The 25,224-nt window shown below is 72.0% G+C and carries 19 protein-coding genes; 5 read left to right on the forward strand and 14 right to left on the reverse strand.

The window, feature by feature from the left end:
• The first annotated feature begins 6 nt into the window (after nt 1-6).
• Nucleotides 7-1,926: a helix-turn-helix transcriptional regulator gene (locus FHP06_RS13090; protein WP_147687232.1), complete on the forward strand. Its 1,920-nt coding sequence runs from the start codon at nt 7-9 to the stop codon at nt 1,924-1,926.
• Here the strand turns inward: FHP06_RS13090 and FHP06_RS13095 are convergent.
• Nucleotides 1,923-2,612, reverse strand: coding sequence for an aspartate/glutamate racemase family protein (locus FHP06_RS13095; RefSeq protein WP_147687233.1), 690 nt, complete (start codon nt 2,610-2,612; stop codon nt 1,923-1,925). The two genes, FHP06_RS13090 and FHP06_RS13095, sit on opposite strands and share 4 nt — an antisense overlap.
• Complete coding sequence (locus tag FHP06_RS13100) at nt 2,612-4,471, reverse strand: chorismate-binding protein (RefSeq protein WP_147687234.1); 1,860 nt, start codon at nt 4,469-4,471, stop codon at nt 2,612-2,614. The genes FHP06_RS13095 and FHP06_RS13100 overlap by 1 nt, the downstream gene beginning before the upstream one ends.
• 58 nt (nt 4,472-4,529) lie before the next feature.
• Between FHP06_RS13100 and FHP06_RS13105 the strand changes: the two genes are divergently transcribed.
• On the forward strand, nt 4,530-5,738 hold the full coding sequence (locus FHP06_RS13105; protein ID WP_187271927.1) for an ArgE/DapE family deacylase: 1,209 nt from the start codon (nt 4,530-4,532) through the stop codon (nt 5,736-5,738).
• Nucleotides 5,739-5,741: 3 nt separating this feature from the next.
• On the opposite strand, the gene FHP06_RS13110 is transcribed toward FHP06_RS13105, so the two are convergent.
• Nucleotides 5,742-7,301 carry a metallophosphoesterase family protein gene (locus FHP06_RS13110; protein ID WP_147687236.1) on the reverse strand — a complete coding sequence of 520 codons (1,560 nt, stop codon included), beginning with the start codon at nt 7,299-7,301 and terminating at the stop codon, nt 5,742-5,744.
• Complete coding sequence (locus tag FHP06_RS13115) at nt 7,280-9,391, reverse strand: HelD family protein (RefSeq protein WP_147687237.1); 2,112 nt, start codon at nt 9,389-9,391, stop codon at nt 7,280-7,282. Before FHP06_RS13115 ends, FHP06_RS13110 begins: the two co-directional genes overlap by 22 nt.
• A gap of 150 nt (nt 9,392-9,541) precedes the next feature.
• Between FHP06_RS13115 and FHP06_RS13120 the strand changes: the two genes are divergently transcribed.
• Complete coding sequence (locus tag FHP06_RS13120) at nt 9,542-9,934, forward strand: hypothetical protein (protein WP_147687238.1); 393 nt, start codon at nt 9,542-9,544, stop codon at nt 9,932-9,934.
• Here FHP06_RS13120 and FHP06_RS13125 read toward each other — a convergent pair.
• The 8 genes from FHP06_RS13125 to FHP06_RS13160 all read right to left on the reverse strand — a co-directional run bounded on the left by FHP06_RS13125 (nt 9,915) and on the right by FHP06_RS13160 (nt 19,918).
• Nucleotides 9,915-10,667, reverse strand: a complete 753-nt coding sequence (locus FHP06_RS13125; RefSeq protein ID WP_147687239.1) for an enoyl-CoA hydratase-related protein — start codon at nt 10,665-10,667, stop codon at nt 9,915-9,917. The two genes, FHP06_RS13120 and FHP06_RS13125, sit on opposite strands and share 20 nt — an antisense overlap.
• Nucleotides 10,668-10,751: 84 nt before the next feature.
• Nucleotides 10,752-11,912, reverse strand: coding sequence for an acyl-CoA dehydrogenase family protein (locus tag FHP06_RS13130; protein ID WP_147687240.1), 1,161 nt, complete (start codon nt 11,910-11,912; stop codon nt 10,752-10,754).
• Nucleotides 11,909-13,852, reverse strand: a complete 1,944-nt coding sequence (locus tag FHP06_RS13135) for an ATP-binding protein (protein ID WP_147687241.1) — start codon at nt 13,850-13,852, stop codon at nt 11,909-11,911. Before FHP06_RS13135 ends, FHP06_RS13130 begins: the two co-directional genes overlap by 4 nt.
• 124 nt (nt 13,853-13,976) lie before the next feature.
• Entirely contained in the window at nt 13,977-15,572 is a 1,596-nt protein-coding gene (locus FHP06_RS13140) for an acyl-CoA carboxylase subunit beta (RefSeq protein WP_187271928.1), read from the reverse strand.
• Nucleotides 15,569-16,723 carry an acyl-CoA dehydrogenase family protein gene (locus FHP06_RS13145; protein WP_147687242.1) on the reverse strand — a complete coding sequence of 385 codons (1,155 nt, stop codon included), beginning with the start codon at nt 16,721-16,723 and terminating at the stop codon, nt 15,569-15,571. Before FHP06_RS13145 ends, FHP06_RS13140 begins: the two co-directional genes overlap by 4 nt.
• Nucleotides 16,720-18,468: an acyclic terpene utilization AtuA family protein gene (locus FHP06_RS13150; protein WP_230973516.1), complete on the reverse strand. Its 1,749-nt coding sequence runs from the start codon at nt 18,466-18,468 to the stop codon at nt 16,720-16,722. Before FHP06_RS13150 ends, FHP06_RS13145 begins: the two co-directional genes overlap by 4 nt.
• A gap of 50 nt (nt 18,469-18,518) precedes the next feature.
• Entirely contained in the window at nt 18,519-19,313 is a 795-nt protein-coding gene (locus tag FHP06_RS13155) for a TIGR03084 family metal-binding protein (RefSeq protein ID WP_147687243.1), read from the reverse strand.
• Nucleotides 19,310-19,918 (reverse strand): TetR/AcrR family transcriptional regulator, encoded by a 609-nt coding sequence (locus tag FHP06_RS13160; protein ID WP_230973517.1) that lies wholly within the window; start codon nt 19,916-19,918, stop codon nt 19,310-19,312. Before FHP06_RS13160 ends, FHP06_RS13155 begins: the two co-directional genes overlap by 4 nt.
• Nucleotides 19,919-20,058: 140 nt before the next feature.
• On the opposite strand from FHP06_RS13160, the gene FHP06_RS13165 reads away from it, so the two are divergent.
• On the forward strand, nt 20,059-21,552 hold the full coding sequence (locus tag FHP06_RS13165) for a DUF3352 domain-containing protein (RefSeq protein WP_147687244.1): 1,494 nt from the start codon (nt 20,059-20,061) through the stop codon (nt 21,550-21,552).
• Nucleotides 21,553-21,556: 4 nt separating this feature from the next.
• Here FHP06_RS13165 and FHP06_RS13170 read toward each other — a convergent pair whose 3' ends face one another.
• Both FHP06_RS13170 and FHP06_RS13175 read right to left on the reverse strand, forming a co-directional pair.
• On the reverse strand, nt 21,557-22,885 hold the full coding sequence (locus tag FHP06_RS13170; protein WP_187271929.1) for an alpha/beta hydrolase: 1,329 nt from the start codon (nt 22,883-22,885) through the stop codon (nt 21,557-21,559).
• Between the two features lie 101 nt (nt 22,886-22,986).
• On the reverse strand, nt 22,987-23,646 hold the full coding sequence (locus FHP06_RS13175) for an SIMPL domain-containing protein (protein ID WP_147687246.1): 660 nt from the start codon (nt 23,644-23,646) through the stop codon (nt 22,987-22,989).
• A 79-nt stretch (nt 23,647-23,725) separates the two neighbouring features.
• Between FHP06_RS13175 and FHP06_RS13180 the strand changes: the two genes are divergently transcribed.
• The gene (locus tag FHP06_RS13180) at nt 23,726-25,216 is read left to right on the forward strand and encodes a flavin-containing monooxygenase (protein ID WP_147687247.1); all 1,491 of its coding nucleotides are present in this window, start codon (nt 23,726-23,728) and stop codon (nt 25,214-25,216) included.
• The last annotated feature ends 8 nt before the right edge of the window (nt 25,217-25,224 follow it).

Raw genomic sequence — 25,224 nt, forward strand, 5'->3', positions numbered from 1 at the left:
CTCGGCATGACCGTCCGACCTGACCTGCGACCCGACGACGTCGAGCCCGAGCTCGAACGGGTCCTGCTCGCGGCGGCCGTGACCGGCACCACCGACGTCGACACCGTGGCCGCCGTGGTCGACGCGCACCCCACGGCCGTCAGCGACCACCTCCGCGCGGCGGCCGAGCGCGGGATCGTCGACCTCGAGGAGGACCGCCTTGACCCGGCCCACCGCGACACCGTCCTCGGGACCGCGTCCCGCGCCGAGCTGGCGTCGCTGCACGACGCGGTCCTGGACGCGCAGATCCCCGGCGGCCTGTCGATCGCCACGGCTCGCGGTCTCGTCGCGTCCGGCTGCCGGGATCGTCGCCTCGTCGACGTGTTGCTGTCGGCGGCCCAGGAGTCCGTCCTGAGCGACGAGGGCTGGGACGACGAGCCCTTCGAGCTGGCGCAGCGCGCCGGTGCGAGCCCGACCGAGATCGCCGCCCTCCGCGCGCACGTCGCGGCCGCCACCGGCGACTTCGACCTGGCGCTGCGCACCAGCGACGTGGTCCTCTCCGACCCGAGTGGCGCGGACCTGCCGATGGCCGTGCGCGCCGCCGCCGTGTCCCACGCCCATCGCGGCGCGCTCGAGCACACCCGGATGCTCTACGACTACCTCGGCCCGGACGCCCTCGGCATGGACGCCGCGTTCGGTGCCTGGGCGCACCTCGGCGCCGGTGATCGCGACGCCGCCCGCGGCATGCTCGACGTCGCCGGACACGCGCTGCCCACGACGGTCGGCCGCAGCCTCGCCCTGGTGGCCCGCGGGCTCGAGCAGTCGCTCGACGGCGCCGGCCAGGCCGCCCTCCCGACGCTCGTCCAGTCGGCCACCACCCTGCGCACGGCGAGCCGCGACGTCATCGTCCCCGAGTCCCCGGCCGCCCTCGCGGCCCTCGTCGCCATCAACTGCGGCGAGCTCTCCACGGCCGAGGCCGTCCTGACCGCCGCGGTGGAGGCCGACCTGTGCGGCCCGTCGTACCGCGCGCGTCATCAGCTGCTGCTGGCCTGGACGTCGATGCTCCGCGGCGACACCGTGGCGGCGCGCGAGCGGCTCGAGGCCGTGACCGCGGCCGGCCAGCCGGAGATGCGCGACATCCTCCTCGTCCAGGCCCTCACCGTCGGTCTGGCCCGGCGCGAGTCCGACGTCCCGGCGCTCGCGCAGGCGTGGGTCGCGGCGCAGGAGTCCATCACCGGCCACAGCATCGACCTGTACTCCCTGCTGGCGCTCGGCGAGCTGTGGGTGGCCGCCGCCCGGCTCCGCGACGCCCCCCGGCTGCGCGCCCACCTCGACGAGGCCGACCGGCTGCTCGACGCGCTCGGCCAGCCGCCGCTGTGGTCGGCGATGTACCACTGGTGCGGCGTGCAGGCGGCGATCCTCGCCGAGGAGCCCGCGAGCCTGGTGCCGCACTCGCAGGCCCTGGTCGTCGCGGCCCGGACCAGTCCGTTCGCCGGCATCCTCGCCGGAGCGGGGAAGGTCTGGCTGGAGATGTTGCAGGAGCGGTTCCAGGCGGCGGACGTCCAGGCGTCGGCTGCCGCCCTCGACCGGCACGGACTCACCTGGGACGCCACGCGCCTCGCCGCCCAGGCGGCCGCGCGCTCGTCCGACCGCGACGACATGCTCACGCTCATGCAGCTGGCCCGCTCGCTGCAGCGACCCACGTTCTCCCGCGGATCGTCCGAGGACGAGGCGGGACTCCGTCCGCACCTGACCGACCGCGAGGCGGAGGTCGCCCAGCTGGTCGCCAACGGCATGTCCTACCGCGACATCGGCGAGAAGCTGTTCATCTCGCCCAAGACCGTCGAGCACCACGTGGCCCGCATCCGGCGCCGGCTCGGTGCCGACAGCCGCAGCGAGATGCTCGAGGTGCTGCGGTCGCTCAACTGGGACGACCTCAGGACCTAGCCGAGCGCGAGGTCGACGGCGGCCTCGACGTGCAGTCGCGTGGTGGGGAAGGCCGGGACGTCCAGGTCGTCCGCGCCGATCAGCAGCTCGATCTCCGTGCAGCCGAGGATGATGCCCTCGGCGCCCGCGGCGACGAGGCGGTCGACCACGTCGAGGTAATAGGCCTTCGAGGGGTCGGTGACGACGTCGTGGCACAGCTCGTCGTAGATGATGTCGCTGACCTTGGCGCGGTCGTCGGCGTCGGGCACGAGCACGTCGAGGCCGTGCGACGCCACCCGGTCGCGGTAGAACGCCTGCTCCATCGTGAACAGCGTGCCGAGCAGCCCGACGCGCTGCAGCCCGGCGGCGCGGACGGCGTAGGCCGTCGTGTCGGCGAGGTGCACGAACGGCACGGTCGTCACCGCCTCGATGGCGTCCGCGACGTGGTGCATCGTGTTGGTGCAGAGGACCAGCACCTCGGCGCCGGCGATCTCCAGGCGGACGGCGGCGCCGGCGAGCCGGGCCCCGACCTCGTCCCAGCGGTCGGCACGCTTGAGCTCCTCGATCTCGGCGAAGTCGACGGACTCCATGAGGATCGGAGCGGAGTGCAGCCCGCCCAGGCGCTCGGCCACCCGCTCGTTGGCGAGGCGGTAGTACTCGGCCGTGCTCACCCAGCTCATGCCGCCGACGAGACCGAGGGTCTTCATCAGCCGATCAGCTCGGTGACCAGGTCGCGCAGGATCGCGTAGCCGTTCTGGGTCAGGATGGACTCGGCGTGGAACTGCACGCCGCGATAGTGCGGGCCGGCGAGCAGGTGGATGTCGCCGTTCGGGTCGGTCTCGACGGTGAGGCCGTCCGGCAGGCCGGACTCAGGCACCCGGGCGACGAACGTGTTGTAGAACCCGACGGTCTCCTCACGGCCCAGCACGGGCAGCCGGCTCTGCGTGCCCTGGAAGACGATGTCCTTGAACGCGAGGTCGAGCCCGAGACGGCCGCTGAGCACCTGGTGGCCGAGGCAGACGGCGAGGAACGGGCGCTGCTCGTCCAGCAGCTCGGCGACGACGCCGTCGACGACGCGGATCTTGGGGTCGTCGAGCTCGCGCGGGTCGCCCGGGCCGGGGCCGACCACGACGAGGTCATAGCCGTCGAGGGCGCCGTCGCTGTACGCATCGTGGCGGACGAAGTCGGTGCTCATGCCGAGCACGCCGAACACGTGGCCGAGCATGTTGACGAAGTCGTCCTCGCCGTCGAGCACGACGACCCGCTTGCCGACGAGCGACGGCACCGGCGGCGTGCCGGACTGGTCGGAGAGCCAGAACTGGCTGAGCCGCTGGTTGCGCGAGCCGAGGGCGATGAGTACGTCGTCCTCGCGGGTGAACGCGTCGACGTCGGCCTCTTCAGTCGGCGGCGCCTGCTCGACGAGCCCGAACGCGCTGAGGATGCCCGACGCCTTGGCCCAGGTCTCCTTGGTCTCGTAGGCGGGGTCGGAGTCGCGGACGAGCGTGGCGCCGGCGGTGACCTTCACGTTGCCGTTGAGGTCGACGTCGGCGGTGCGGATGAGGATGGGCGCGTCGGCCATCGGCATCCCGTCGGCGTCGCGGCCGACGAGGGCGGCCACCGACGCGTAGTAGCCGCGGCCGTGCGGCTCGTACTGCTTGATGAGCCGGCAGGCGTTCTCCACCGGGCTGCCAGTGACAGTGGCGGCGAACATCGAGTCGCGCAGCACCTCGCGGACGTCGCGGTGCGTGCGGCCGGCGAGCAGGTACTCGGTGTGCACGAGGTGGCTCATCGGCTTGAGGTACGGCCCGAGCACCATGCCGCCCTCGTGGCAGATGTCGCACATCATCTTGAGCTCCTCGTCGACGACCATGAAGAGCTCGTAGATCTCCTTCTCGTCGGCGAGGAACTCCAGCAGCGCGCGCTTGCGGTCGACGTGGGTGTCGAGGCCGCGCATGCGGAACGTGCCGCTGATCGGGTTCATGCGGACCTGGCCGGCCTCGACACTGACGTGCCGCTCCGGGCTCGCGCCGATCAGGTAGCGGTCGCCGGTGAAGATGCAGAACGTCCAGAACGCGCCGCGCTCGCGCTCGAGCAGGCGGCGGAATACGGACAGCGCGCGCTCGTGGCCCCAGTCGGCGACCTGCGCGCGGTAGTGCCGCCCGATGACGAGATTCGCGCCCTCGCCGCAGCCGATCTCCTCGTCGATGACGTGGCGCACCATCTCGGCGTAGTCGTCGTCGGACGTCTCGAAGCCGCCGCGGTCGACGAGGTCGATCGGGACGTCCGGGAGCTCGGCGAGCAGGTCGGCCAGCGGCACCTCGCGCTGCACGTCGGCCGCGATCACGCTCAGCGGCGTGCCGTCCTGGTGTGCCTCGAAGCCCCGCTCGCGCACCTGCGCGTACGGCACGAGGACGAGGTGGTCCCACCGCTGCTCCGTGCCGCTGACAAGCGGGATGTCCGCGAGGGACTCGACGTCCGTGCGCGGGCCGCCGACGAGCGTGACCGTGTCGGCGTCGCGCACCCGGATGAGTGCGAACGCCGGCTGGGCCAGGAGGTCGTCGAGCATGAGGAGACGATCCTAGTGGTTGGTTCCGCGCGACCTTCTCGGCTGGCATCCTGGCCGCGTGGGCATCCCGATCGACGTCGACCTCGTGCGGCGTGACCTCGCGCAGATCGTCAGCTACGCCAGCGTGGGCGGCAGCGAGGCGGAGTCCGCCGTGCAGCGCTGGTGCGCTGCGACCATGCAGGGTCTCGGCCTCGACGTCGACCTGTGGCCGTTCGACCTCGACGCGCTCCGCGCCGACCCCGACTACCCCGGGGAAGAGGTGGAGCGCGAGGAGGCGTGGGGCTGCGTCGGCACCTCCGGAGACGGCACACCGCGACTGATCCTCAACGGGCACGTCGACGTCGTGCCGCCCGGCGAGCACGAGTGGTGGACCGGCCACGACCCCTGGTACCTGCACGAGTCCGGCGGCCGCTGGTACGGGCGCGGCGTCTGCGACATGAAGGGCGGGGTCGTGGCGATACTGGCCGCCGTGCGCGCGGTGGGTCACCAGCTCGAGCGCCCGTTCGCCGTGCACACCGTCATCGGCGAGGAGGACGGCGGGCTCGGGACGTTCGGCACGCTCAAGCGCGGTCACACCGGCGAGGCGTGTCTGATCGCCGAGCCGACCGCCGGCCAGATCGTCTCCGCGAACGCCGGCTCCCTGACGTTCCGGCTCGAGGTGCGCGGCAAGGCCACCCACGGGTCGATGGCCGGCTACGGCATCAGCGCCGTCGACCTCTACGAGCACGTGCGCATGGCGCTGCGCGACCTCGACGCCCGGCGCAACGCGAACCCGCCCGCCCCGTTCGAGGACCGGCCGTGGCCGATCTCCGTCGGACGCGTCCAGGCCGGCGACTGGCCGAGCACCGTGCCCGACCTGCTCGTCGCCGAGGGCCGCTTCGGCACGATGCCGGGCGAGACGTTCGCCGAGGCCACCGCCGCGTTCGAGGCGGCGATCGCCGCCGTCGACGAGCCGTGGTTCCGCGAGCACCCGGTCGAGGTCACGTGGCCCGGCGGCCGGTTCGCCGCCGGTTCCCTGCCGTCCGGCCATCCGTTCGGCGACGAGACCGTCGCGGCCGCGATCGAGGCCGGGTTCGACCGCCCGACGCTCGTCGGCGCGCCCTACGGCTCGGACCTCCGTCAGTACGCCGGCGCCGGCGTCCCGACGCTCCAGCTCGGACCCGGCGTGATCGACCAGGCCCACGCCGTCGACGAGAGCGTCCCCATCGACGAGGTCGTCCGCTGCGCCGAGGCCTACGCCCACCTCCTCCTCACGCGCTGCGGCTGAGGTCTAGCGCGGCGACGGCGTGATCGGGGTGTAGTCGGCGACCTCGATGATGCCGCCGGGCTGGAAGCTGACGGGCTGGAGGCCGACGGGGGCGCCGTCGCGGAACGTCACGACGGTGACCTGGGCCTGCCGGCGCAGCTTGCTGCCCAGCGCGAACGCGTAGACCGCACCACCGGTGGACGCCGTGGTCATGGTGGTGACCGACCGGCCGTTGGCGCCGGTGACGAGGCTCGGGCCGACCTGGCGATGCAGGTGCCCGGAGAGCGCGAGGTCGACGCAGCCGTCGGCGACGGTCTTCTTCGCCGACGTCGGGCTGTGCGTGATCAGGACGTCGACCTCGCCGTCGTCGCAGGCGACCTTGGCGAGCGCCTCGCTCTGGTCGCGGACGGCGGTGATGTTGTCGCTCTCGTTGCCGTCGTAGCCGGCAGTGAAGCCGGAGCTGCGCGGGTCACTGGAGCCGAGGAACCTGATGCCCTCGACGTCGACCGGCTCGCCGCTGAGCACACGGAAGCCGCGCTCCTTCATGGCGTTCACCACCGTGGAGCCCTGGTCGTGGTTGCCGGCCACCGAGACGACGTCGTAGCCCTCGAACTCGCGCGCGAGGGAGTTGATGCTGAACTTCTCCCAGCTGCCGCCGTTGGACGTGTCGTCGCCGAGGTCGATCAGGATCGACGCGCGGGCGCGGTCGCCGATGGCGCGCGCCACCGGGTCCATGCCCACGTTGTCGTGCCGGTCGGTGACCACGATGGCTGTGGTCTCCCCCGGCTCAGGGCGGCGGACGTCGGCCGTGGCGGCCCGGACGGCGAGCGCGCCGTAGAACCGCACCGACGCGCGGTACGTCTCGAGCGCGCCCTCCACCAGGGCCCGGCTGCTGCGGGTGGCGGAACCGGCGACCAGCTCCACCCGGTCGAGCACCGGGTCGCTCGGAACCTCCGGGAAGACCTGCGCCAGCGGCACCCACGCGTTCTCCGGGCGCGACTGCCCGCGCTCGGGCACGGCGATCAGCACACCCGCGACGACGACGGCCGCACCGGTGGCCGTGGCCAGCGCCGCACGCCGCAGCGTCGCGTGCCGGAGGAGCAGCCCGATCTCCCTGCGTCGTTGTGGACCGACGGCGCGCCACGCGAGCCCGACGGTGAGCGCCGCCAGCAGCCCGACGCCCACGCCGCGCAGCATCGCCGCGACGCCCATGTCGATGATTTCCGAGCGCACGGCCGCGATCTCACCTTGCGGCTGGCTGGCGATCACGGCGTCGCGGGCGACCAGCTGGTCGAGCGAGTCCACCTGGGCGTTGCCGAGGGAGATGTCGACGCCGAGGTTGGCCGGCGCCTCGGCCGGCAGGCGGACGTGCGGCAGCAGCGGGCCGAAGTCGATGGTGGCGTAGCCGTCGAACGACGGGACGACCGTGGCCTCGTGCGCGCCGATCGTGATGTGCCGCTCGCTGTGCACGAACGTGCTGAGCGCGGTGGGCACCGCGACCACGAGGGCGACGGCCAGCAGCGCGACGCCCTGGAGCGTGCGCACGAGGAAGCGGTGCCGGGTCACGAGACGGCGGCGCGCCACCGCTCGGTGCTGCCGACGGTGGCCAGCAGCTGCGTGGCGCGCGTCAGGACGACGTACAGCGTGCGCCACCCGGACTCCGACTCCTCCACGACGTCGTCGGGCTCGACGACCACGACGGCGTCGAACTCCAGGCCCTTGGTGTCGAGACCGTCGAGCACGCGCAGCCGGTCCGGGTGCTCCGCGACGAGGCCGGCGAAAGCGGCGTCGACCTCGGCCAGGCGGGCGCGGCCGGCCACGACGGCCACCGTGCCCTCCACACGGTCGAGCATCGACCGGGTGCGCTCCAGCGCCTCGGCCACGACCTGCGCGCCGTCGACGACGGCGTGCTCGGGGTGCTCGCCGGTGCGGCGGACGGCCTCGGCGAGGTCCGGGTCGGGCACGGCGTGCCGGGCCACCAGCGCGGCGAGGTCGTAGATCTCGGCGGAGTTGCGGTAGTTGGTGGACAGCCGGAAGACGTGCTCGGGCTTGCCGTCGAGCGCCTTCGCCCGCGCCTCGCGCGACTCCTCCGGGTGCGGCCACGACGCCTGCGCCTGGTCGCCGACGATCGTCCAGCTGGCGAACCGGCCACGGCGGCCGAGCATCCGCCACTGCATCGGCGAGAGGTCCTGCGCCTCGTCGACCAGCACGTGGGCGTAACCGTCGTCCTCGATGCTCCGGGTGGCACGCACGCGGTCGTCGCGCTCCTCGCGCTCGCGCCGCTCGAAGCTCATCAGCTGGCGCGGGACGTCGTCATCGTCGTCGTCCTTCTCCGGCAGCTCGCCGAGGAGGTAGCGGAGCTCGTCGATGAGCGGAACGTCCTCGATGCGCGGCTCTCCGTCGGCCCACGACTCCTTGAGGGCCGCGAGCTCGGCCTCGTTGAACACGCCGTTGGCGAGCTCACCGATGCGGTCCGGCAGGGTCTGCCACAGCTCGACGGCGTCGACCGGCGGCCACCAGGCCTCGACGAAGTCGATGAACGCGTCGTCGGACGTGATGACGTCGAGGAAGCCGGACTCGCCCTTCTCCAGCGCGCGCTCGCCGCTGACCTGGCGCCACAGCGCGTCGGCGATCGCGGCCGGCGCGCGCGTGTACGCGCGGTTCCGCTTCATGCCGGACAGGAGCTGGCGACGGATGCCGGCGAGCTGCCGGGCGTCGAGGCGGAGGACGTCGTCCTTGTAGAAGTAGCGGAGCTCGGTGGGCTCGCCCGGCTGCGGCGCGGAGGCGAGCCGGCGCAGCACCGGGAGCATGCGCGACGAGCCCTTGGCCGCGGCGGCGACCGACTCGTCGTGGCGCGAGGCACGGATGCCGTCGACGACCTCGCCGACCGAGCGCAGCGTCACGCTCGTCTCGCCGAGGCTGGGCAGCACCCGCTCGATGTACTTCATGAAGACGGTGGACGGGCCGATCACCAGCACGCCGCCGGACTCGAAGCGCCGGCGGTCGGTGTAGAGGAGATATGCGGCCCGGTGCAGCGCGACGACGGTCTTGCCGGTGCCGGGACCGCCGCTGATGATCGTGGCGCCGCGGGCGGGGGCGCGGATCGCCTCGTCCTGCTCCTTCTGGATGGTGGCGACGACCGAGTGCATCGACGAGTCGCGGGCGCGGCTCAGGCTGGCGAGCAGCGCACCCTCGCCGACGACGACCATGTCGTCGGGGGCCGCGGCGGCGTCGAGGAGGTCGTCCTCGATGCCGATGACCGTGCTGCCGGCGCAGCGCAGCACGCGGCGGCGCACGACGCCGGCCGGGTCCTGGGCGGTGGCCTGGTAGAAGACAGCTGCCGCGGGGGCGCGCCAGTCGACGAGGAGGATCTCGCGGTCCTCGTCTCGGACGCCGATGCGGCCGATGTAGCGCGACTCGCCGTCGGCGAGGTTGAGCCGGCCGAACACCAGCCCGTCGTGGGCGGCGTTGAGCGCGGAGAGCCGCCGCGAGGCCTGGTAGACCATCGCGTCGCGCTCGACGAGCGCGCCCTCGTTGCCGACGTGACCTCGCGCGATGCCCTCGGCGACGAGGGACTGGGCCACCTTCGCGGACTCGTCGAGCCGCTCGTGCACCGTGTCGACGTACGCCTGCTCCGCGGCGATCTCACGATCCTCGGCGCTGGTGGATGCCACCGGACTCCTCTTCCTGGTTTACCGAACTGTCAAGTCTATTGGGTCCGCGAGCTATTCCGCAGCGACTCGGCCAACCGTTGGACACGCCGCCCGCATCCCCTGCAATGCCAGGGAGGAACGGCATACTTGCGGGGACGTCAGGAGGACTTCATGGGGGGTGCGGTGTCCCGCAGCGGCGTCGTGCCGTTGCCCCAGGCGGAGTTCGCTCCCGCGCCGGGCCGGCATCGACGGATCGCGAGCGCTGCCGACGACGGCGCCGCGGCGATCGAGGTCGACGTCATGGTCGAGCGGCGGACGGCCCACGTGGTCATCGCGGTGGAGCGCCAGGGCGGCGGCGATCCCGCCACCGGCGAGGTCGAGCTGGTGACCCGCGACCTGGAGATCGTGCTCCCGCTGGTCGACGGACGAGCGACGTTCCTGCTCACCGGCCGCGGCGCCGGCGGCTCACCCGTCGTCGGCCGCAAGGCGTGGGTCAACTACTTCGGCGACGCCCGCACGGAGGCCGCCACCACGTCCTTCCGGCTCAGCCCTTCTTACGGTTGAGGAAGGCCGTCATCGCTTCCCTCGCCTCGTCGCTGCCGAACAGTCGCGTCGACTGAGCCGCCACGTCCCCGCCGAGCGCGTCGAGCCGCTCGATGACGTCGTGGTTGAGCAGCGCCTTGGTCTCGCGGAGTCCCTGCGGGTAGCCCTTCGCGAGGTCGTCGAGGACGGACTGGACCGCGGAGGTGAGGTCGTCGTCCGGCACCGTGCGGGTGACGAGCCCGAGGCTCGCCGCCTCGGCCGCGTCGAACGTGCGGCCGGTGAGGAAGACGTCGGACGCCGCGCGAGGCGACAGCCGCGGCAGCAGGCTGAGCGAGATGACCGCCGGGGCGAGCGCGAGCCGCACCTCGGTGAGCGCGAACGTCACCGACTCGGCGGCCACCACGACGTCGGCCGCGCCGACGATGCCGAGACCGCCGGCGCGCACCGGTCCGCCGAGCTCGACCACGACCGGGGTGCCGCCCGCGAGGATCTGCCGCTGCAGGGCGACGATCGCCTGAGCGCCCTGCTCCATCCCGCCCGACGCCGCCTCGCTGAGGTCGGCGCCGGAGCAGAACACCCGGCCGGCCGAGCGGACGAGGATGACACGCACGGCGTCGTCGGCCTCCGCCGTCGCCAGGTGCTCACCCAGCTCGGTGACCAGCTGCCGGCTCAGCGCGTTGCGGTTGTGCTCGCTGTCCAGCGTGATCGTGGCGATCGCGGCCGCGACCTCCAGGTGCACCAGCTCGTCGGTCATGGCCTTCCTTTCCCCGTGAGCGTGACGTTTTCGACCTCTTTTCCCGAATTTCCGGGCGAAAACGTCACTCTCAGCGCGAACGAATCAGTACGACTTGGGCAGGCCCAGGGAGAACTGGGCGATGAAGTTGAGCACCATCTCGCGGCTCACCGGGGCGATGCGGGACAGGCGCGAGCCGGCCAGCATCTGCACGAGACCGTACTCGTTGGCCAGGCCGTTGCCGCCGTGCGTCTGGATGGCGCGGTCGACGGTGTTGCAGACGGCCTCGCCGGCGGCGTACTTGGCCATGTTCGCGGCCTCGCCGGCACCCATGTGGTCGCCGGCGGCGTAGAGCGCGGCGGCGCGCTGGGTCATCAGCCGCGCCATCTCGATCTCGATGTACGACTGGGCGAGCGGGTGGGCGATCGCCTGGTGCGAGCCGATCGGCGCCTTCCAGACCTGCCGATCCTTCGCGTACTCGCAGGCCTTCGTCAGCGCGAGCCGCGCGGTGCCGCAGGCGAACGAGGCGCCCATGATGCGCTCGGGGTTCAGGCCGGCGAAGAGCTGCTCGATGCCGGCGTCCTCGCTGCCGATCAGCGCGTCGCCCGGCAGGCGGACGTCGTCGAAGAACAGCGTGAACTGCTTCTCCGGCGACGTGATGCCCATGTCGATCTCGGTGTACGTGAAGCCCTCGGCGTCCGTCGGCACCAGGAACAGCGCCGGCTTGAGGTTGCCGGTCTTCGCGTCCGCCGTGCGCGAGACGACGAGCACGTGGCTCGCCTCGTCGACGCCGGAGATGTACGTCTTCTGGCCCTTGAGCAGCCACTCCTCGCCGTCGCGCGTCGCCGTGGTGGTGATGCGGTGCGAGTTGGAGCCGGCGTCGGGCTCGGTGATCGAGAACGCGAACGTCGACGTGCCGTCGGCCAGGCCGGGCAGCCAGCGCTGCTTCTGCTCGTCGGTGCCGTACTGGGCGATGATCGTGCCGACGATCGCCGGGGAGACCACCATCAGCAGCAGCGGGCTGCCGGCCGCGGCGAGCTCCTCGCAGACGGCCGCGAGGTCGCCGATGTCGCCGCCGCCTCCGCCGTACTCCTCGGGCACGGCGACGCCGAGGTAGCCGAGCTTTCCGGCCTCCTGCCACAGCTCGGTGGTCTTGCGACCCTCCTTGGCGGCCTGCTCGAAGTAGTCGCGGCCGTACTTGGCGCCGAGCTCGGCGACGGCCTTGCGGAGCGCCTTGCGCTCGTCGGTCTCGGTGAACGTGCTCATTGGTCCTTGCTCTCTTCCTCGATGACGGCCAGGACGGCCCCCGACTCGACCTGCTGGCCGGGGCTCACGTCGAGCTCGCTGACCACGCCGTCGGTCGGCGCGGTGATGGTGTGCTGCATCTTCATGGCCTCGAGGACGACGACGACGTCGCCCTTGCTGACCTGCTGCCCGGCCTCGACGGCGACGCTGATGACCGACGCCGGCATCGGCGCCAGCAGCGATCCCTCCGCGACGACGTCGGCCGGGTCGACGAACTGCGGCACCGGCGTGAACGACCACGACCCGTCCGGACCGTCGACGTCGACGCTGCCCGGGGCGACCGCCACGACGTAGGTGTCCGTGACGCCGCCGTCCTCGAGCACCACGCGACCGGACGAGGCGGAGACGACGGTGACGCCCTCGATCTCGTCCTGCGTGAGGCCCGCGCGTCCGCCCGCGTAGCTGACCGTGAGCGAGTCCTCGCTCCTTGAGCTTGTCGAGAGGTAGGTCCGGGTGCGCGGCTGCGACGGCACGTTCCTGAACGCCGCCGGAATGCGGTGGAGGACGCGAGCTCCCTCTCGCGCGTGCTCCGCCTCGGCCAGCGCTGCCGCCAGCGCGGCCTTCCGCACCGACCGCTCGTCGTGACGCGGTGCGGTCCAGTCGGCCAGCCGGTCGTCGAGCAGCGCGGTGCTGAGCCGCTCGGCGACGAAGTCGTCGTCGGTGATGATCGAGCGCAGCAGGTCGACGTTGGTGACGAGTCCGTGCACTCGAGTCCCGCGGAGCGCGCCATCCAGCTTGCGCAGCGCCTCGGTGCGGTCGGCCCCGTACGCGACGATCTTCGCGATCATCGCGTCGTAGTGGATGCCGACCGTGGAGCCGGACTCCACCGCGGAGTCGACGCGGATGCCTGCCGTCCCCGGCACCTCGAACCGGCGGATCGTGCCGGTGCTCGGCGCCCAGTCGTCGGCCGGGTCCTCAGCGTAGAGGCGGACCTCGACGGCGTGTCCGGTCGGGCCGGCCGGCGGCTCGCCCAGCTCGCGGCCCTCGGCCACGGCGACCTGGTGCGCGACGAGGTCGACGCCGAACACCTCTTCCGTGACCGGGTGCTCGACCTGCAGGCGCGTGTTCATCTCCAGGAAGAAGACCCGCTCGCCGTCGACCAGGAACTCGACCGTGCCGGCGCCGACGTACGAGACCGCCTCGGCCGCGGCGCGGGCCGCGTCGTGCAGCGTCTTGCGCGTGGCGTCGGTGAGGTTCGGCGCGGGCGCCTCCTCCACCACCTTCTGGTGGCGACGCTGGATCGAGCAGTCGCGGTCACCGACGACCCACACGGTGCCGTGCGTGTCGGCCATGACCTGGACCTCGACGTGGCGAGCGCGCGGCAGGTACGGCTCGACGAACACGGTGTCGTCGCCGAACGCGGACGCCGCCTCGGCGCCGGCCTTCGCCATCTCGCCGGCCAGGTCCTCGGGCTTCTCGACGACGCGCATGCCGCGGCCGCCGCCACCGGCGGAGGCCTTCACGAGCAGCGGGAAGTCCTCGGCCTTCGCGGAGTCCGGGTCGACCGAGAGGATCGGCACGCCCGCCTTCGCCATCAGCTCCTTGGCGCGGATCTTCGAGCCCATCGCCTCGATCGTCTCGGCCGCCGGGCCGATCCAGACCAGCCCGGCCTCGACGACCTGACGGGCGAAGTCCGCGTTCTCGGACAGGAACCCGTAGCCCGGGTGGATCGCGTCGGCCCCGGCCTTCTTGGCGGCCTCGATGACGAGGTCGCCACGCAGGTACGTCTCGGACGGCGCATTGCCCGGCAGGTGAACGGCTCGGTCGGCCTCGCGGACGAACGGCGCGTCGGCGTCGGCGTCGGAGTGCACGGCGACGGTGCGGATGCCGAGGTCGCGGCAGGTGCGGAACACCCGCCGCGCGATCTCTCCGCGGTTCGCCACCAGGACTGACGTGATCATCGGACCTCCTGGTGGTCTCGATACACGCCCAGCTCGCTGGCGCTCGCGGGCGCACTCGACCACCGGTGGTCGAGTAGCGGAGGCCGCCCGCGGCCGGAGCGTATCGAGACCACGTCGTTCGGGTTCACAGTCGGAACACCCCGAATCCGCCTTCCTTGACGCCCTCGACGGGCACGGTGTGGATGGCCGAGAGGCACATCCCGAGGATCGAGCGGGTGTCGCGCGGGTCGATGACGCCGTCGTCGTAGACCATCCCCGACGTGAAGTACGCCAGCGACTGCTCCTCGATCTGCTGCTCGACGAGGGCGCGCATCTGGGCGTCGCCCTCCTCGTCGTACGGCAGCCCCTTGGCCTCGGCCGCGCCGCGGGCGACGATCGAGATGACGCCGGCCAGCTGCGCCGGGCCCATCACCGCCGACTTCGCGTTCGGCCAGCTGAACATGAACCGCGGGTCGTACGCGCGGCCGCTCATGCCGTAGTTGCCGGCGCCGTACGAGCCGCCGATCACGACGGAGATGTGCGGCACCTTGGAGTTGGAGACCGCATTCACCATCTGCGCGCCGTGCTTGATGATGCCCTTCTGCTCGTACTCCGCGCCCACCATGTAGCCCGTGGTGTTGTGCAGGAACAGCAGCGGGGTGTCGATCTGGTTGGCGAGCTGGATGAACTGCGCCGCCTTCTGCGAGTCCTCGCTGAACAGCACGCCCTGCGCGTTGGCGAGGATGCCGATCGGGTAGCCGTGCAGCTGCGCGAACCCGGTGACGAGGCTGGTGCCGTACAACGGCTTGAACTCGTCGAACTCGCTGCCGTCGACGATTCGGGCGATCACCTCGCGCGGGTCGAACGGCACCTTCAGGTCGGTGGACACGATGCCGAGCAGCTCGTCGGCGTCGTACAGCGGCTCGGCGTAGTCGGCGGCCGGCGCGCGACCCTTCTTCTCCCAGTTGAGGCGCCGGACGATCTGGCGGCCGAGCCGGATCGCGTCGTGCTCGTCGACGGCGAGGTAGTCCGCCAGGCCGGACTGGCGCGCGTGCATCTCCGCGCCGCCGAGCGACTCGTCGTCGGACTCCTCGCCGGTGGCCATCTTCACCAGCGGCGGGCCGCCGAGGAACACCTTGGCGCCCTCCTTCACCATGACGACGTAGTCGCTCATGCCCGGGATGTAGGCGCCGCCGGCGGTGGAGTTGCCGAACACGAGGGCGACGGTGGGGCGCTTCGCCGCGCTGGCCCGGGTGATGTTGCGGAACGACGCGCCACCCGGGATGAAGATGTCCTTCTGCGTCGGCAGGTCGGCGCCGCCGGACTCGACGAGCTGGATGCTCGGCAGCCCGTTCTCGGCGGCGATCTGCGCGGCGCGGTGGCCCTTCTTCAGCGTCGACGGGTTGGACGTGCCGCCCTTCACCGTCGGGTCGTTGGCGACGATCATGCACTCGACGCCCTCGACGACGCCGATGCCGCAGACCACGGACGCGCCGACGGTGAAGTCGGTGCCCCACGCGGCCAGCGTCGACAGCTCGAGGAACGGCGAGTCCGGGTCGACGAGCAGCTCGATGCGCTCGCGGGCCGTCAGCTTGCCGCGCTCGTGGTGGCGGGTGACGTACCGCTCGCCACCACCCTCCAGCGCCTTGGCGTGCTGCTCGGCGAGGTCGGCGACGCGCTCGAGCATCGCCTCGTGGTTCTGCTTGAACGTCTCGCTGGACGTGTCGATCGCGGTGCTCATGAATACCCCAGAAGCTTGGCGGCCAGGTCGTTCAGGACCTCGTTCGCGCCGCCGCCGATGCCGAGGAGGCGGGCGTCGCGGTAGTGGCGGTCGATCTCGGACTCCCGCATGTAGCCCATGCCGCCGAAGATCTGCACGGCCTCGTTCACGACGAACTCGACCGCGTCGACGGCCTGGCGCTTGGCGAGCACCGCGTCGGCGATGACCTTCGGATCGGTGGTGGAGCTCGCCGCGGCCTGCGCGTACGCCTCGGCTGTGTAGGCCCGTGCGGCGGCCGTGCGGCGGTGCATGTCGACGAGCTTGTGCCGGATCACCTGGCGCGACGAGAGCGGCTGGCCGAACGTCACGCGCTGCTTGGCGTAGTCCGAGGCGAGGGCGATGGCGCGCTGGGCCGTGGCGACGCCCTGCGCGGCGAGGCTCAGGCGCTCGTTGACGAACTGCTGCATGACCAGCACGAATCCGCCGTTCTCCTCGCCGACCAGGTTCTCGGCCGGCACCCGGACGTCCTCGAAGGTCAGCTCGGCGGTGTCGGAGCAGTGCCAGCCCATCTTGCGCAGCGGCCGCGCGACGGTGAAGCCCGGCGTGTTCTTGTCGATGACCAGCAGGCTGATGCCGGCGTAGCCGTCGCCGCCGGTGCGCACCGCGGTGGTGACGAAGTCGGCCCGCACGCCGGAGGTGATGAACGTCTTGGCGCCGTTGACGACGTAGTGGTCGCCGTCGCGGACCGCTCTGGTCTTCAGGCCGGCCACGTCGGACCCGCCGCCCGGCTCGGTGATGCCGAGCGAGCCGATCAGCTCGCCGGCGAGCGTGGGCCGGACGTAGCGGTCGATCAGGTCGGCGTTGCCGCTCTGCACGATGTGCGGCAGCGCGATGCCGTGGGTGAACAGCGACGCCATGACGCCCGTGGAGCCGCCGCCGTCGAGCACGCCCTCGGACACGACCGCGGAGTCGATGACGTCACCGCCCTGGCCGCCGACCTCCTCCGGGAACGAGACGCCCATCAGCCCGGCTTTGGCCGCGGCCAGGTGCAGCTCGCGCGGCAGCTGGCCGTCGTCCTCCCACTGGGCGATGTTCGGCGCGATCTCCCGCTCGGTGAACCGGCGCGCGCTCTCACGCAGCGCCAGCCGCTCGGGGGTGTCGAAGACGGTCACAGGAACTCCTCCGGGATGTCGGCGTCGCGGGCCCGGAACCACTCGCCGAGCCCCTTCGCCTGCGGGTCGAGCCGGGTGGACGAGGAGACACCCTCGCCCAGCAGTCCGTGCACGACGACGTTGACCGCGGCCAGGTTCGGCAACGGGTGGATCTCCAGCTCGAGCTCGGCGGCCTCCGGCAGCAGCGCGCGCACGGCGTCCTCGTCGAGGAAGCCGGCCAGCCAGGCGTAGGCGTCGTCGCGGCGCGGGTGGTCGGCGGGCACCCAGACGCCGAGGTTCGCGTCGCCGCCCTTGTCGCCCGACCGGGCGTGCACCAGCTTGCCGAGGGGGACGCGCTTCACGCTTCGGTCGCTGGCGCTCCCTCCCGCGGCTCCGCCGCTAGCGACCGATTCGTGTGCGGTCGCTAGCCCCGAAGGGGCGGGAGGGAGCTCTGCGACCGAAGCGACGTCGGCAGGCGGCGCGATCTCGATCCGCTCCCCGTCGGGCATGACGACGACGTGCGGGACCTCGGTCTGCGGGACGAACGCCGGGCGGTAGACACCGAACGGGGTGCCCGCGGCCGGGGGGCGGGTGACGCTGAAGCCGGGGTACGACGCGAGGGCCAGCTCGATGGCGGCGCTGCTGAACGCGCGGCCGACCGGGTCGGCCTGCGGGTCCTTCACGTGCAGGCCGAGCAGCGACGTCGCGGCGGCCTCCGTGGGCGGGTCGACGACGTCGGTGCGGTCGAGCACCCACTCCACGACCTCGGGCCGCGTGCCGGCCTCGAACGCGGCCTCCATCTGCTCGCGGATCCAGGCGGCCTTCTCGTCGATGTCGAGGCCGGTGAGCAGGAACTCGACGCTGTTGCGGAAGCCGCCGACGGTGTTGAGGCAGACCTTCGCGGTCTCGGGCGGCGCCTCCCCCGTCACCCCGGTGATGGCCACGCGATCGGTGGCTTCCTGCGTGACGGTCATGGTGTCGAGGCGCGTGGAGACGTCGGGGCCGAGGTAGACCGGGCCGCCGATCTCGTACATCAGCTGCGCCGTGACGGTGTCGACGGTGACCGCGCCGCCCGTGCCGGGGTGCTTGGTGATGACCGACGAGCCGTCGGCCGCCACCTCGGCGATCGGGAAGCCCAGCGGCTTCGACCGGTCGATGGAGCGGAACCCGGAGAAGTTGCCGCCGGTGGCTTGCGTGCCGCACTCGATGACGTGGCCCGCGACGACGGCGCCCGCCAGGGCATCGAGGTCGTCACGGCCCCAGCCGTGGTGCGCGATCGCCGGGCCGACGACGACGGACGCGTCGGTGACCCGTCCGGTGACCACGACGTCGGCGCCGCGGTTCAGGGCCTCGGCGATGCCGAACGCGCCGAGGTAGGCGTTGGCGGTCAGCACGCTGCCGAAGCCGAGCTCCTCGGCCCGCGGCAGGAGGTCGTCGCCCTCGACGTGGGCGATCACGACGTCGGCGCCCTGGTCGGCCGCGACCTTGCGCAGCGTCTCCGCGAGCCCGGCCGGGTTGAGCCCGCCGGCGTTCGCGACGATCCGCACGCCGCGCTCCTTCGCGAGCAGGAGGCACTCGGTCAGCTGGCGGACGAACGTCTTGGCGTAGCCGAGGTCGGCGTCCTTCATCCGGTCGCGGCCCAGGATGAGCATGGTGAGCTCGGCCAGGTAGTCGCCGGTGAGGTAGTCGAGCGCCCCGCCCTCGAGCTGCTCCTTCATCGCGGAGAGGCGGTCGCCGTAGTAGCCCGAGCAGTTCCCGATGCGCACGGAGCCATCCGCCGCCCCCGGCCCGGCACCCCCGCCGGGCATGCCCGCCGTCATCGGTCCGCCAGCCGCTGCGGGTCGTTGCCGGGCAGGCCGGCGAACGCCTGGATGATCGTCAGCCAGTGCGCGGCGTCGTCGCCCTCGGCATGGACGTCGACGTCCTCGACGTGCCGGCGGCGCGTGGCCAGCAGGGCGAAGTCGTAGCCGGAGCCGGTGACCCGCTGCTCGGCCTCGACGGAGCCCCAGGTCCACAGGTCGCCGGACGGGCCGGTGAGCGCGACGTGGATCTCCACGTCGGGCGCCTGCTCGCCGCGCATCAGGTACGCGAAGCCGCGGGTGCGGACGCCGAGGTGGCAGACGTGCTTGCACCGGTCGGTCTGCGGCGGCGTGATGCCGAGCGACTCGGCGACGTCGTGCGAGTGCGCCCAGGTCTCCATGATCCGCGCGGTGGCCATCGACGTCGGCGCCATCGGCGGGCCGTACCAGCCGATCTTCTCGCCGTCGGGCACCTCGGCCAGCGACGTCGCGAGCCGGGTCCGGCCCTCGCGCCAGCGCTCGAGGATCTCGGCGGGCTCGAGCTTCGCCCACTCCTCGGCGCCCTCGTCGACGTAGTGCTCGGGGTTGGCGGCCGCGAGCTTCAGGCTCTCGCCGAACGCCTCCGGGTCGTGGATGGCCAGCAGCGACGCCTCGTCGGTCCAGGCGAGGTGGCCGACCTGGTGCCGGATCGTCCAGCCCTCGGGCGTGGTGACGGTGTCCCAGGCGGCGGCGTCGAGCGGGGCGACCCAGCTCTCCAGCTGAGCCCCCTCGGCCTCGAGATCGGCGATCACGGACGTGCGGACGTCGGTCATGAGGTCTCCAGCTGGTCATCGAGGACGGTGGCCCAGGCGTCGAGCACGACGCTGCGGCGCTTGCTGTCGTCACTGAGGGAGGCGGCGAGGCCGAGGCCGCGCACGAGGTCGAGAGTGGCCTGCACGAGCGCGCGGTTGTCGCCCTTGGCCTCGTCGATGCCGAGGAGCTCGACCGCGAACGCGTGCGTCTCGCGGCCGACGCGGCGCTCCAGCGGCCCGACGGCCTTGCGCAGCTCCGCGTCGGTGCGGGCGGCGACCCACAGCTCGAGGGCCGCGAAGAAGACCGGCGAGACGAACTGGGCGGCGAGGACGTCGAGCACGGCGCGGGTGCGTCCGTGCTCCGGCAGGTCAGCGGCCGACTTGGCCATGTCCTCGCGACGTCGCTCGCTCAGGTGCCCGACGGCGGCGACGACGAGATCCTGCTTGCTCGGGAAGTGGTGCAGCTGCGCGCCGCGGGAGACGCCCGCGCGCTGGCTGACCACCGTGGTGGACGTGCCGGCCCAGCCGAGCTCGACCAGGCACTCGACCGTGGCCTCCATCAGCCGCAGCCGCATGGCGCGCGTGCGCTCCCCCTGCGGCGTGCGCGTGGTCGGCTCGTCGGTCACCGGGCCATCATGGGCGAGAAAGAACAAACAGTCAAGCCTGCTTTTAAGTGTCGGACCGAGTTCCCCAATTCACGGACACCGGTGTCTGCCGCTGTCTACGTTGGACCCGCAAGCTCGTCTCGGGAACAAAGGGCACGCACATGACCAGCACGGACATCGCCGACGACCCGTCGGCGGAGAAGTCGTCGGTACCCGGTCGCGGTGGACTGGTCGCGACGCTCGGCCTCGCCGCCGTCGCCGTCACCGCATCCGCTCTCGCCGGCATCGGCTACCAGCTCTCCGGCGGCGGCACCCAGCCGCACGACGTCCTGCCGGCCGACACGATCGCGTACGCGCGCATCGACCTCGACCCGTCCGCAGGCCAGAAGGTGGCCGCGTTCCGGCTGGTCAAGAAGTTCCCGGAGCTCGCGAAGTCGCTCGGCATCGAGGACCCCGACCAGGACCTCCGTCGCCTGATCGTGGACCAGGCCGCGAGCGGCTGCGGTCTCGACTTCGCCGACGACATCAAGCCGTGGATCGGTGAGCGCGCCGGTGTCGCCGTCGTGGGCACCGCACCGGACGTCGTCTTCGCCCTGCAGGTCGACGACGAGACCGCGGCCCGCAAGACGCTGAAGCAGCTCGCCGACTGCGGCGACGCCGACAACGCGGGCCTGGCCTTCAGCCACGGCTACGCGATCGTGGCCGAGACCCAGGCGATCGCCGACGAGACGGTGGCCGACGCCGACCGGTCCGCACTGGCCGACGACTCGACGTTCTCCCGCGACATGGACGACCTGGGCAACCAGGGCGTCGCCTCGTTCTGGGTCGACGGCAACGCCGTCGCCAATCTCGCGTCGGTCAGGAAGGAGCTGCCGCAGCCGCTCCTCTCGGCGCTTCCCGACAGCAGCACCGCCGCCGCGGCCCTGCGCGCCGGGTCGTCGTCGGTGGAGCTGGACGTGGTGTCCCGCGGGTTGCCGTTCGCGACCACCGAGGACACGCAGATCGAGACCCTCCCGGCGTCGACCGTGGCGGCCGTCGCGCTGCAGGGGTCCGAGGACCAGATCCGCTCGCAGTGGACCCAGTTCATCGACGACATGGAGGCCGACGGCGTCGACTCCGACCAGGTCGGCCGCTTCGTCGACGCCCTCGGCATGAAGCTGCCGGACGACCTCGTGGCCCTCCTGTCGCCCGGCCTGACGCTCGCCGTGGGCGAGCGCAACATCGGCACGGTGGCGCAGATCGAGGACGTCAGCGACATCGACGCCTACGACATCGGTGCGCGCGTCGCGGACCCGGACGCCAAGGACGCCGCCGACCGCCTGGCGCGGCTCCTGCGCAACCTCGCCGGGGTCAGCTTCGACGCGACGACCGCCGACGGCGCCACGCTGATCGCGAACCACCCCGACGCGCTGCAGACGTCCGGCACGAGGCTCAGCGAGAGCCAGCGGTACACCGACGTGATCCTGCCCGACGCCACGAACGCCCTGCTGTTCGCCGACCTCGGCACCGTGATCGACGCGCTGCTGCAGGAGGACCCGCCGCCGGACGTCGTCGCCGACCTCGAGCAGGCCCGTCCCCTCGGCACCGTCGGCATCTCGACGAAGCGCGACGGCGACATCACCCGGGCACAGGTCAAGCTGACCTTCCGGGGCTAGCAGCCTAGGACGCCTGGAAGAACCAGCGCTTCCGGTCGTCGGACCCGGTCTCGAGCTCGACGTCGATGACCTCGTCGTCCTCGCTGACGTCGTCGGGCACGAGCTCGCCGACCACTGTCTCGACGTGCTGGTCCGGATCCTTCACGTGGTGCTGCTCGGGCTCCCCGACCGCGCGACGGGCGAAGTCGGCGGCCAGCTTCAGGGCCTCGCGGCTCTCCGGCATGGCGTCGGCCAGCACCGGGAACGCGTGCACCTGGCCGCGCCACAGGTGGGTCTCGACGTCGACGTCGCGCTCGCTGAGCTGGAGCGCCATCGCCTCGACCTCGGGCCGGAGCATCTCGTCCTCGGCCGCGACGAAGAACGCCGGGGAGCTGATGTAGCCCGTCGCGAACAGCGGCGACGCGTAGCCCTCGATGGCCGAGCCCTCGGGCACCCAGCGCTCGCGCGCGACCCCGACCCGCTTCATGGGCAGGTAGGCGTCGCGGATGCGGGTGACGCGGGCGATGCCCTTGTCCTCGCGGTCGAAGTCGAGGCTGAGCATCGGCGAGAAGGTCAGCAGGGCGGCGGGCGGCGTGAGGCCGCGACGCGTCGCGAGCTCGGCGATCTTCATGGTCAGGTAGCCGCCGGCGCTGTCGCCGGCCACGACGACCTTGTCCGGGTGGGCGACGGTGTCGAGCAGGGCCTCGTAGGCGGTGATGGCGTCCTGGACGGAGTCGGCCACGGTGCCCTCTGGCAGCTGGACGTAGTCGACCGAGACCACCTGGGCGCCGGAGTAGAGGGCGAGCCGCTCACAGACGCGGCGGTGCGTCTCGATGCCGCAGGAGAAGAACGCGCCACCGTGCAGGTAGAGGATCGTCATGTCGCTCGACGGTCCGTAGCGGTGCGTCATCGACTCGACGCGCACGCCGCCGAGCTCGAACTGCACCGGCTCGACGTACTTCGACCGCGGCCCGCGGGCGGACCACCGGTCGATGGAGCGGAGGGCCTTCAGGGTGGTGTCGTTGAGCGGCAGCAGCAGGAACAGCGGCTTGACGAACATCCGCGCGCCGCGAGCCACGATCCGGGAGCGGAAGCTGGGGCGTTCGTGGACGACGGCCTGCTCGTAGACCACCCGCATCGGGCGCGCCCTGCTCCATCTGCCGCCCACGGCCCGGCGCCCCCGCCCATGACTGACCACGCGGATCCGGCGGGGCAGCGCCGGCCGCCTCGGCCGCCAGGTGAGCACCCGGAGGCTCTGCCGGAGGTCGTGCGCCGCGGTCAGCAGACGCGGGGCGAACGACTGCCGGCTGCGGGTGACGACCTGTCGGAGACGGGCCGGGAGCAGGGACCACATGCCAGCCAACATACCGGCGGTATCCCAGTGCGGCAAGCGCGCTTGATCACGTTTGCGCAGGTCAGGCGGCACGTGTGGTGTTCAGCACGCCTCGGGCCAGGTCACTCAGCGGTGAAGCGGGCATCGACCGCGACGTGGATCACGATCTCGTCAGGGGTCAGGTCGAGGCCCGCTCTGTCGTCCGCGCCCTCGAACGTGGCCGCCATCCGGGCCATCGGCTCGGGCGGTCGCTCGGCCGGTCCGTCGAGCATGCCCGGGTCGGCCAGCTGCACGGCGATCACCCGGCCCCGTCGGACCGCGTCGGCGTAGGCCTGCGCCTTGCTCACGGCGTCGTCGACGGCCGCCTTGCGCGCCTCGGACTCGTACGAGCGACGGTGCCGCGGCGTGACGTCCCAGTGGACCGACGCGATCTCGACGCCGTCGCGGCCGGCCCAGTAGTCGATGAAGCCGCTGAGCCGCTCGAAGTCGGTGAACTCGGCCGAGACGTCGAGGCGGGCGACGTGCGTGAGGTCGCCGCGCTGGCCGTCGCCGAGCCACGGCCGGTGGCTGAACACCCGGACCTGCTCGCTGCTCCACGTGATGACGGCGTTGCGGTCGGCGAGGTCGCGGAGCTGCTGCGTCAGCGGCTCCTGGATGGCGACGGCGTCGTCGAAGGCCCGCTGCTTGTCGGGCCCCTCGATCGCGGCGACCATCGAGACGACCGCGCGCTCCGCCGGGTAACGCAGCTCGGCCGACCCACGAACGGTGATCTCCAGCGTCATGGCGTCCATCCTGCCGTACGGCCCTTGCGCCCACCTCCGCGATTCGGATACCGTCGGTATCTGAACTCAGGAGGTCGGGATGTCCCGCACACCCACGGTCCACGACGCCGTCATCATCGGTGCCGGCTTCGGCGGCATGGGAGCCGCCATCGCCCTGCGCCGCCTCGGCCACGACGACCTCGTCATCCTCGAGCGCGAGGACGACCTCGGCGGCACCTGGCACGTGAACCGCTACCCCGGCCTCGCCGTCGACATCCCGTCGGCCACCTACTCGTACTCGTTCGAGCCGAACCCGTACTGGTCGCGGCTCTACGCCCCGGGCGCCGAGCTCAAGAAGTATTGCGACCACGTCGCCACCAAGTACGACCTGCGCCGCCACATGCGCTTCGGCGTCACCGTCGAGAGCGCCCGGTGGGACGAGGAGGCGCGGCACTGGGCGGTCACGACCCGCGACGGCGAGGTCGTGCTCGGCCGGTACCTGCTGACCGCCACCGGCTTCCTCTCCCAGCCGAAGATGCCCGAGATCCCCGGCATCGAGACGTTCGAGGGCACGGTGATGCACACGACGAAGTGGGACGACTCCGTCGACCTCACCGGCCGCCGTGCCGCCGTCATCGGCACCGGCGCCACCGCCGTGCAGCTCATCCCGGAGATCGCGCCGAGGCTGGCCGAGCTCACCGTGTTCCAGCGCACCGCGATCTGGGTGACCCCGAAGTCCGACGGCCCGGTGCCCAAGGCGATCCAGCGCCTGTACGCCCGCGTGCCGCTGACCCAGCGGGTCGCGCGCGGCGTCGGGTCCACTGCGCTGGAGGGACTGATGGTGCTGGGCGTGCTGCACTACCGCCGCTTCAAGGCGTTCAACCGGATGGCCGAGCGCTGGGCGACGCGGCACATGGAGCGTCAGGTCAAGGACCCGAAGACTCGGCGCAAGCTGACGCCCGACTACTCGTTCGGCTGCAAGCGTCCGACGTTCTCCAACACGTACTACCCCACGTTCAACCAGCCGCACGTGCACCTGGAGACCACGCCGATCGCCCACGTCGAGCCGGACGCGATCGTCACCGAGGACGGCACCCGCCACGAGATCGACACGCTGCTGCTCGCCACCGGCTTCAACCTCTGGGACGTCAACTTCCCCGCCATCGAGGTCATCGGCCGTGAGGGCCGCAACCTCGGCAAGTGGTGGCGCGAGAACCGCTTCCAGGCGTACGAGGGCGTCGCGGTGCCGAAGTTCCCCAACTACTTCAGCCTGAACAGCCCGTACTCGTACTCCGGCCTCTCGTACTTCACGACGATCGAGAGCCAGATGAAGCACATGACCCGGCTGCTGACCGCGATGGAGAAGCGCGGGGCCACCGAGTTCGAGGTCACCGAGGAGGCGAACGCCCGGTTCCTCGCCCGGATGCGGCACAACCTCGAGGACTCCGTGTTCGCGCTCGGCTCGTGCGCGACGGCCCGCAGCTACTACTACAACCAGCACGGCGAGGCCACGCTGCTGCGCCCGACGTCGACGCTCGGCGCCCTCCGCGAGGCGTCCCGCTTCCCGATCAGCGACTACGCGCTGACCTGATTCCATAC

The organism is Aeromicrobium terrae, assembly GCF_008039565.1.
GTDB lineage: Bacteria > Actinomycetota > Actinomycetes > Propionibacteriales > Nocardioidaceae > Aeromicrobium > Aeromicrobium terrae.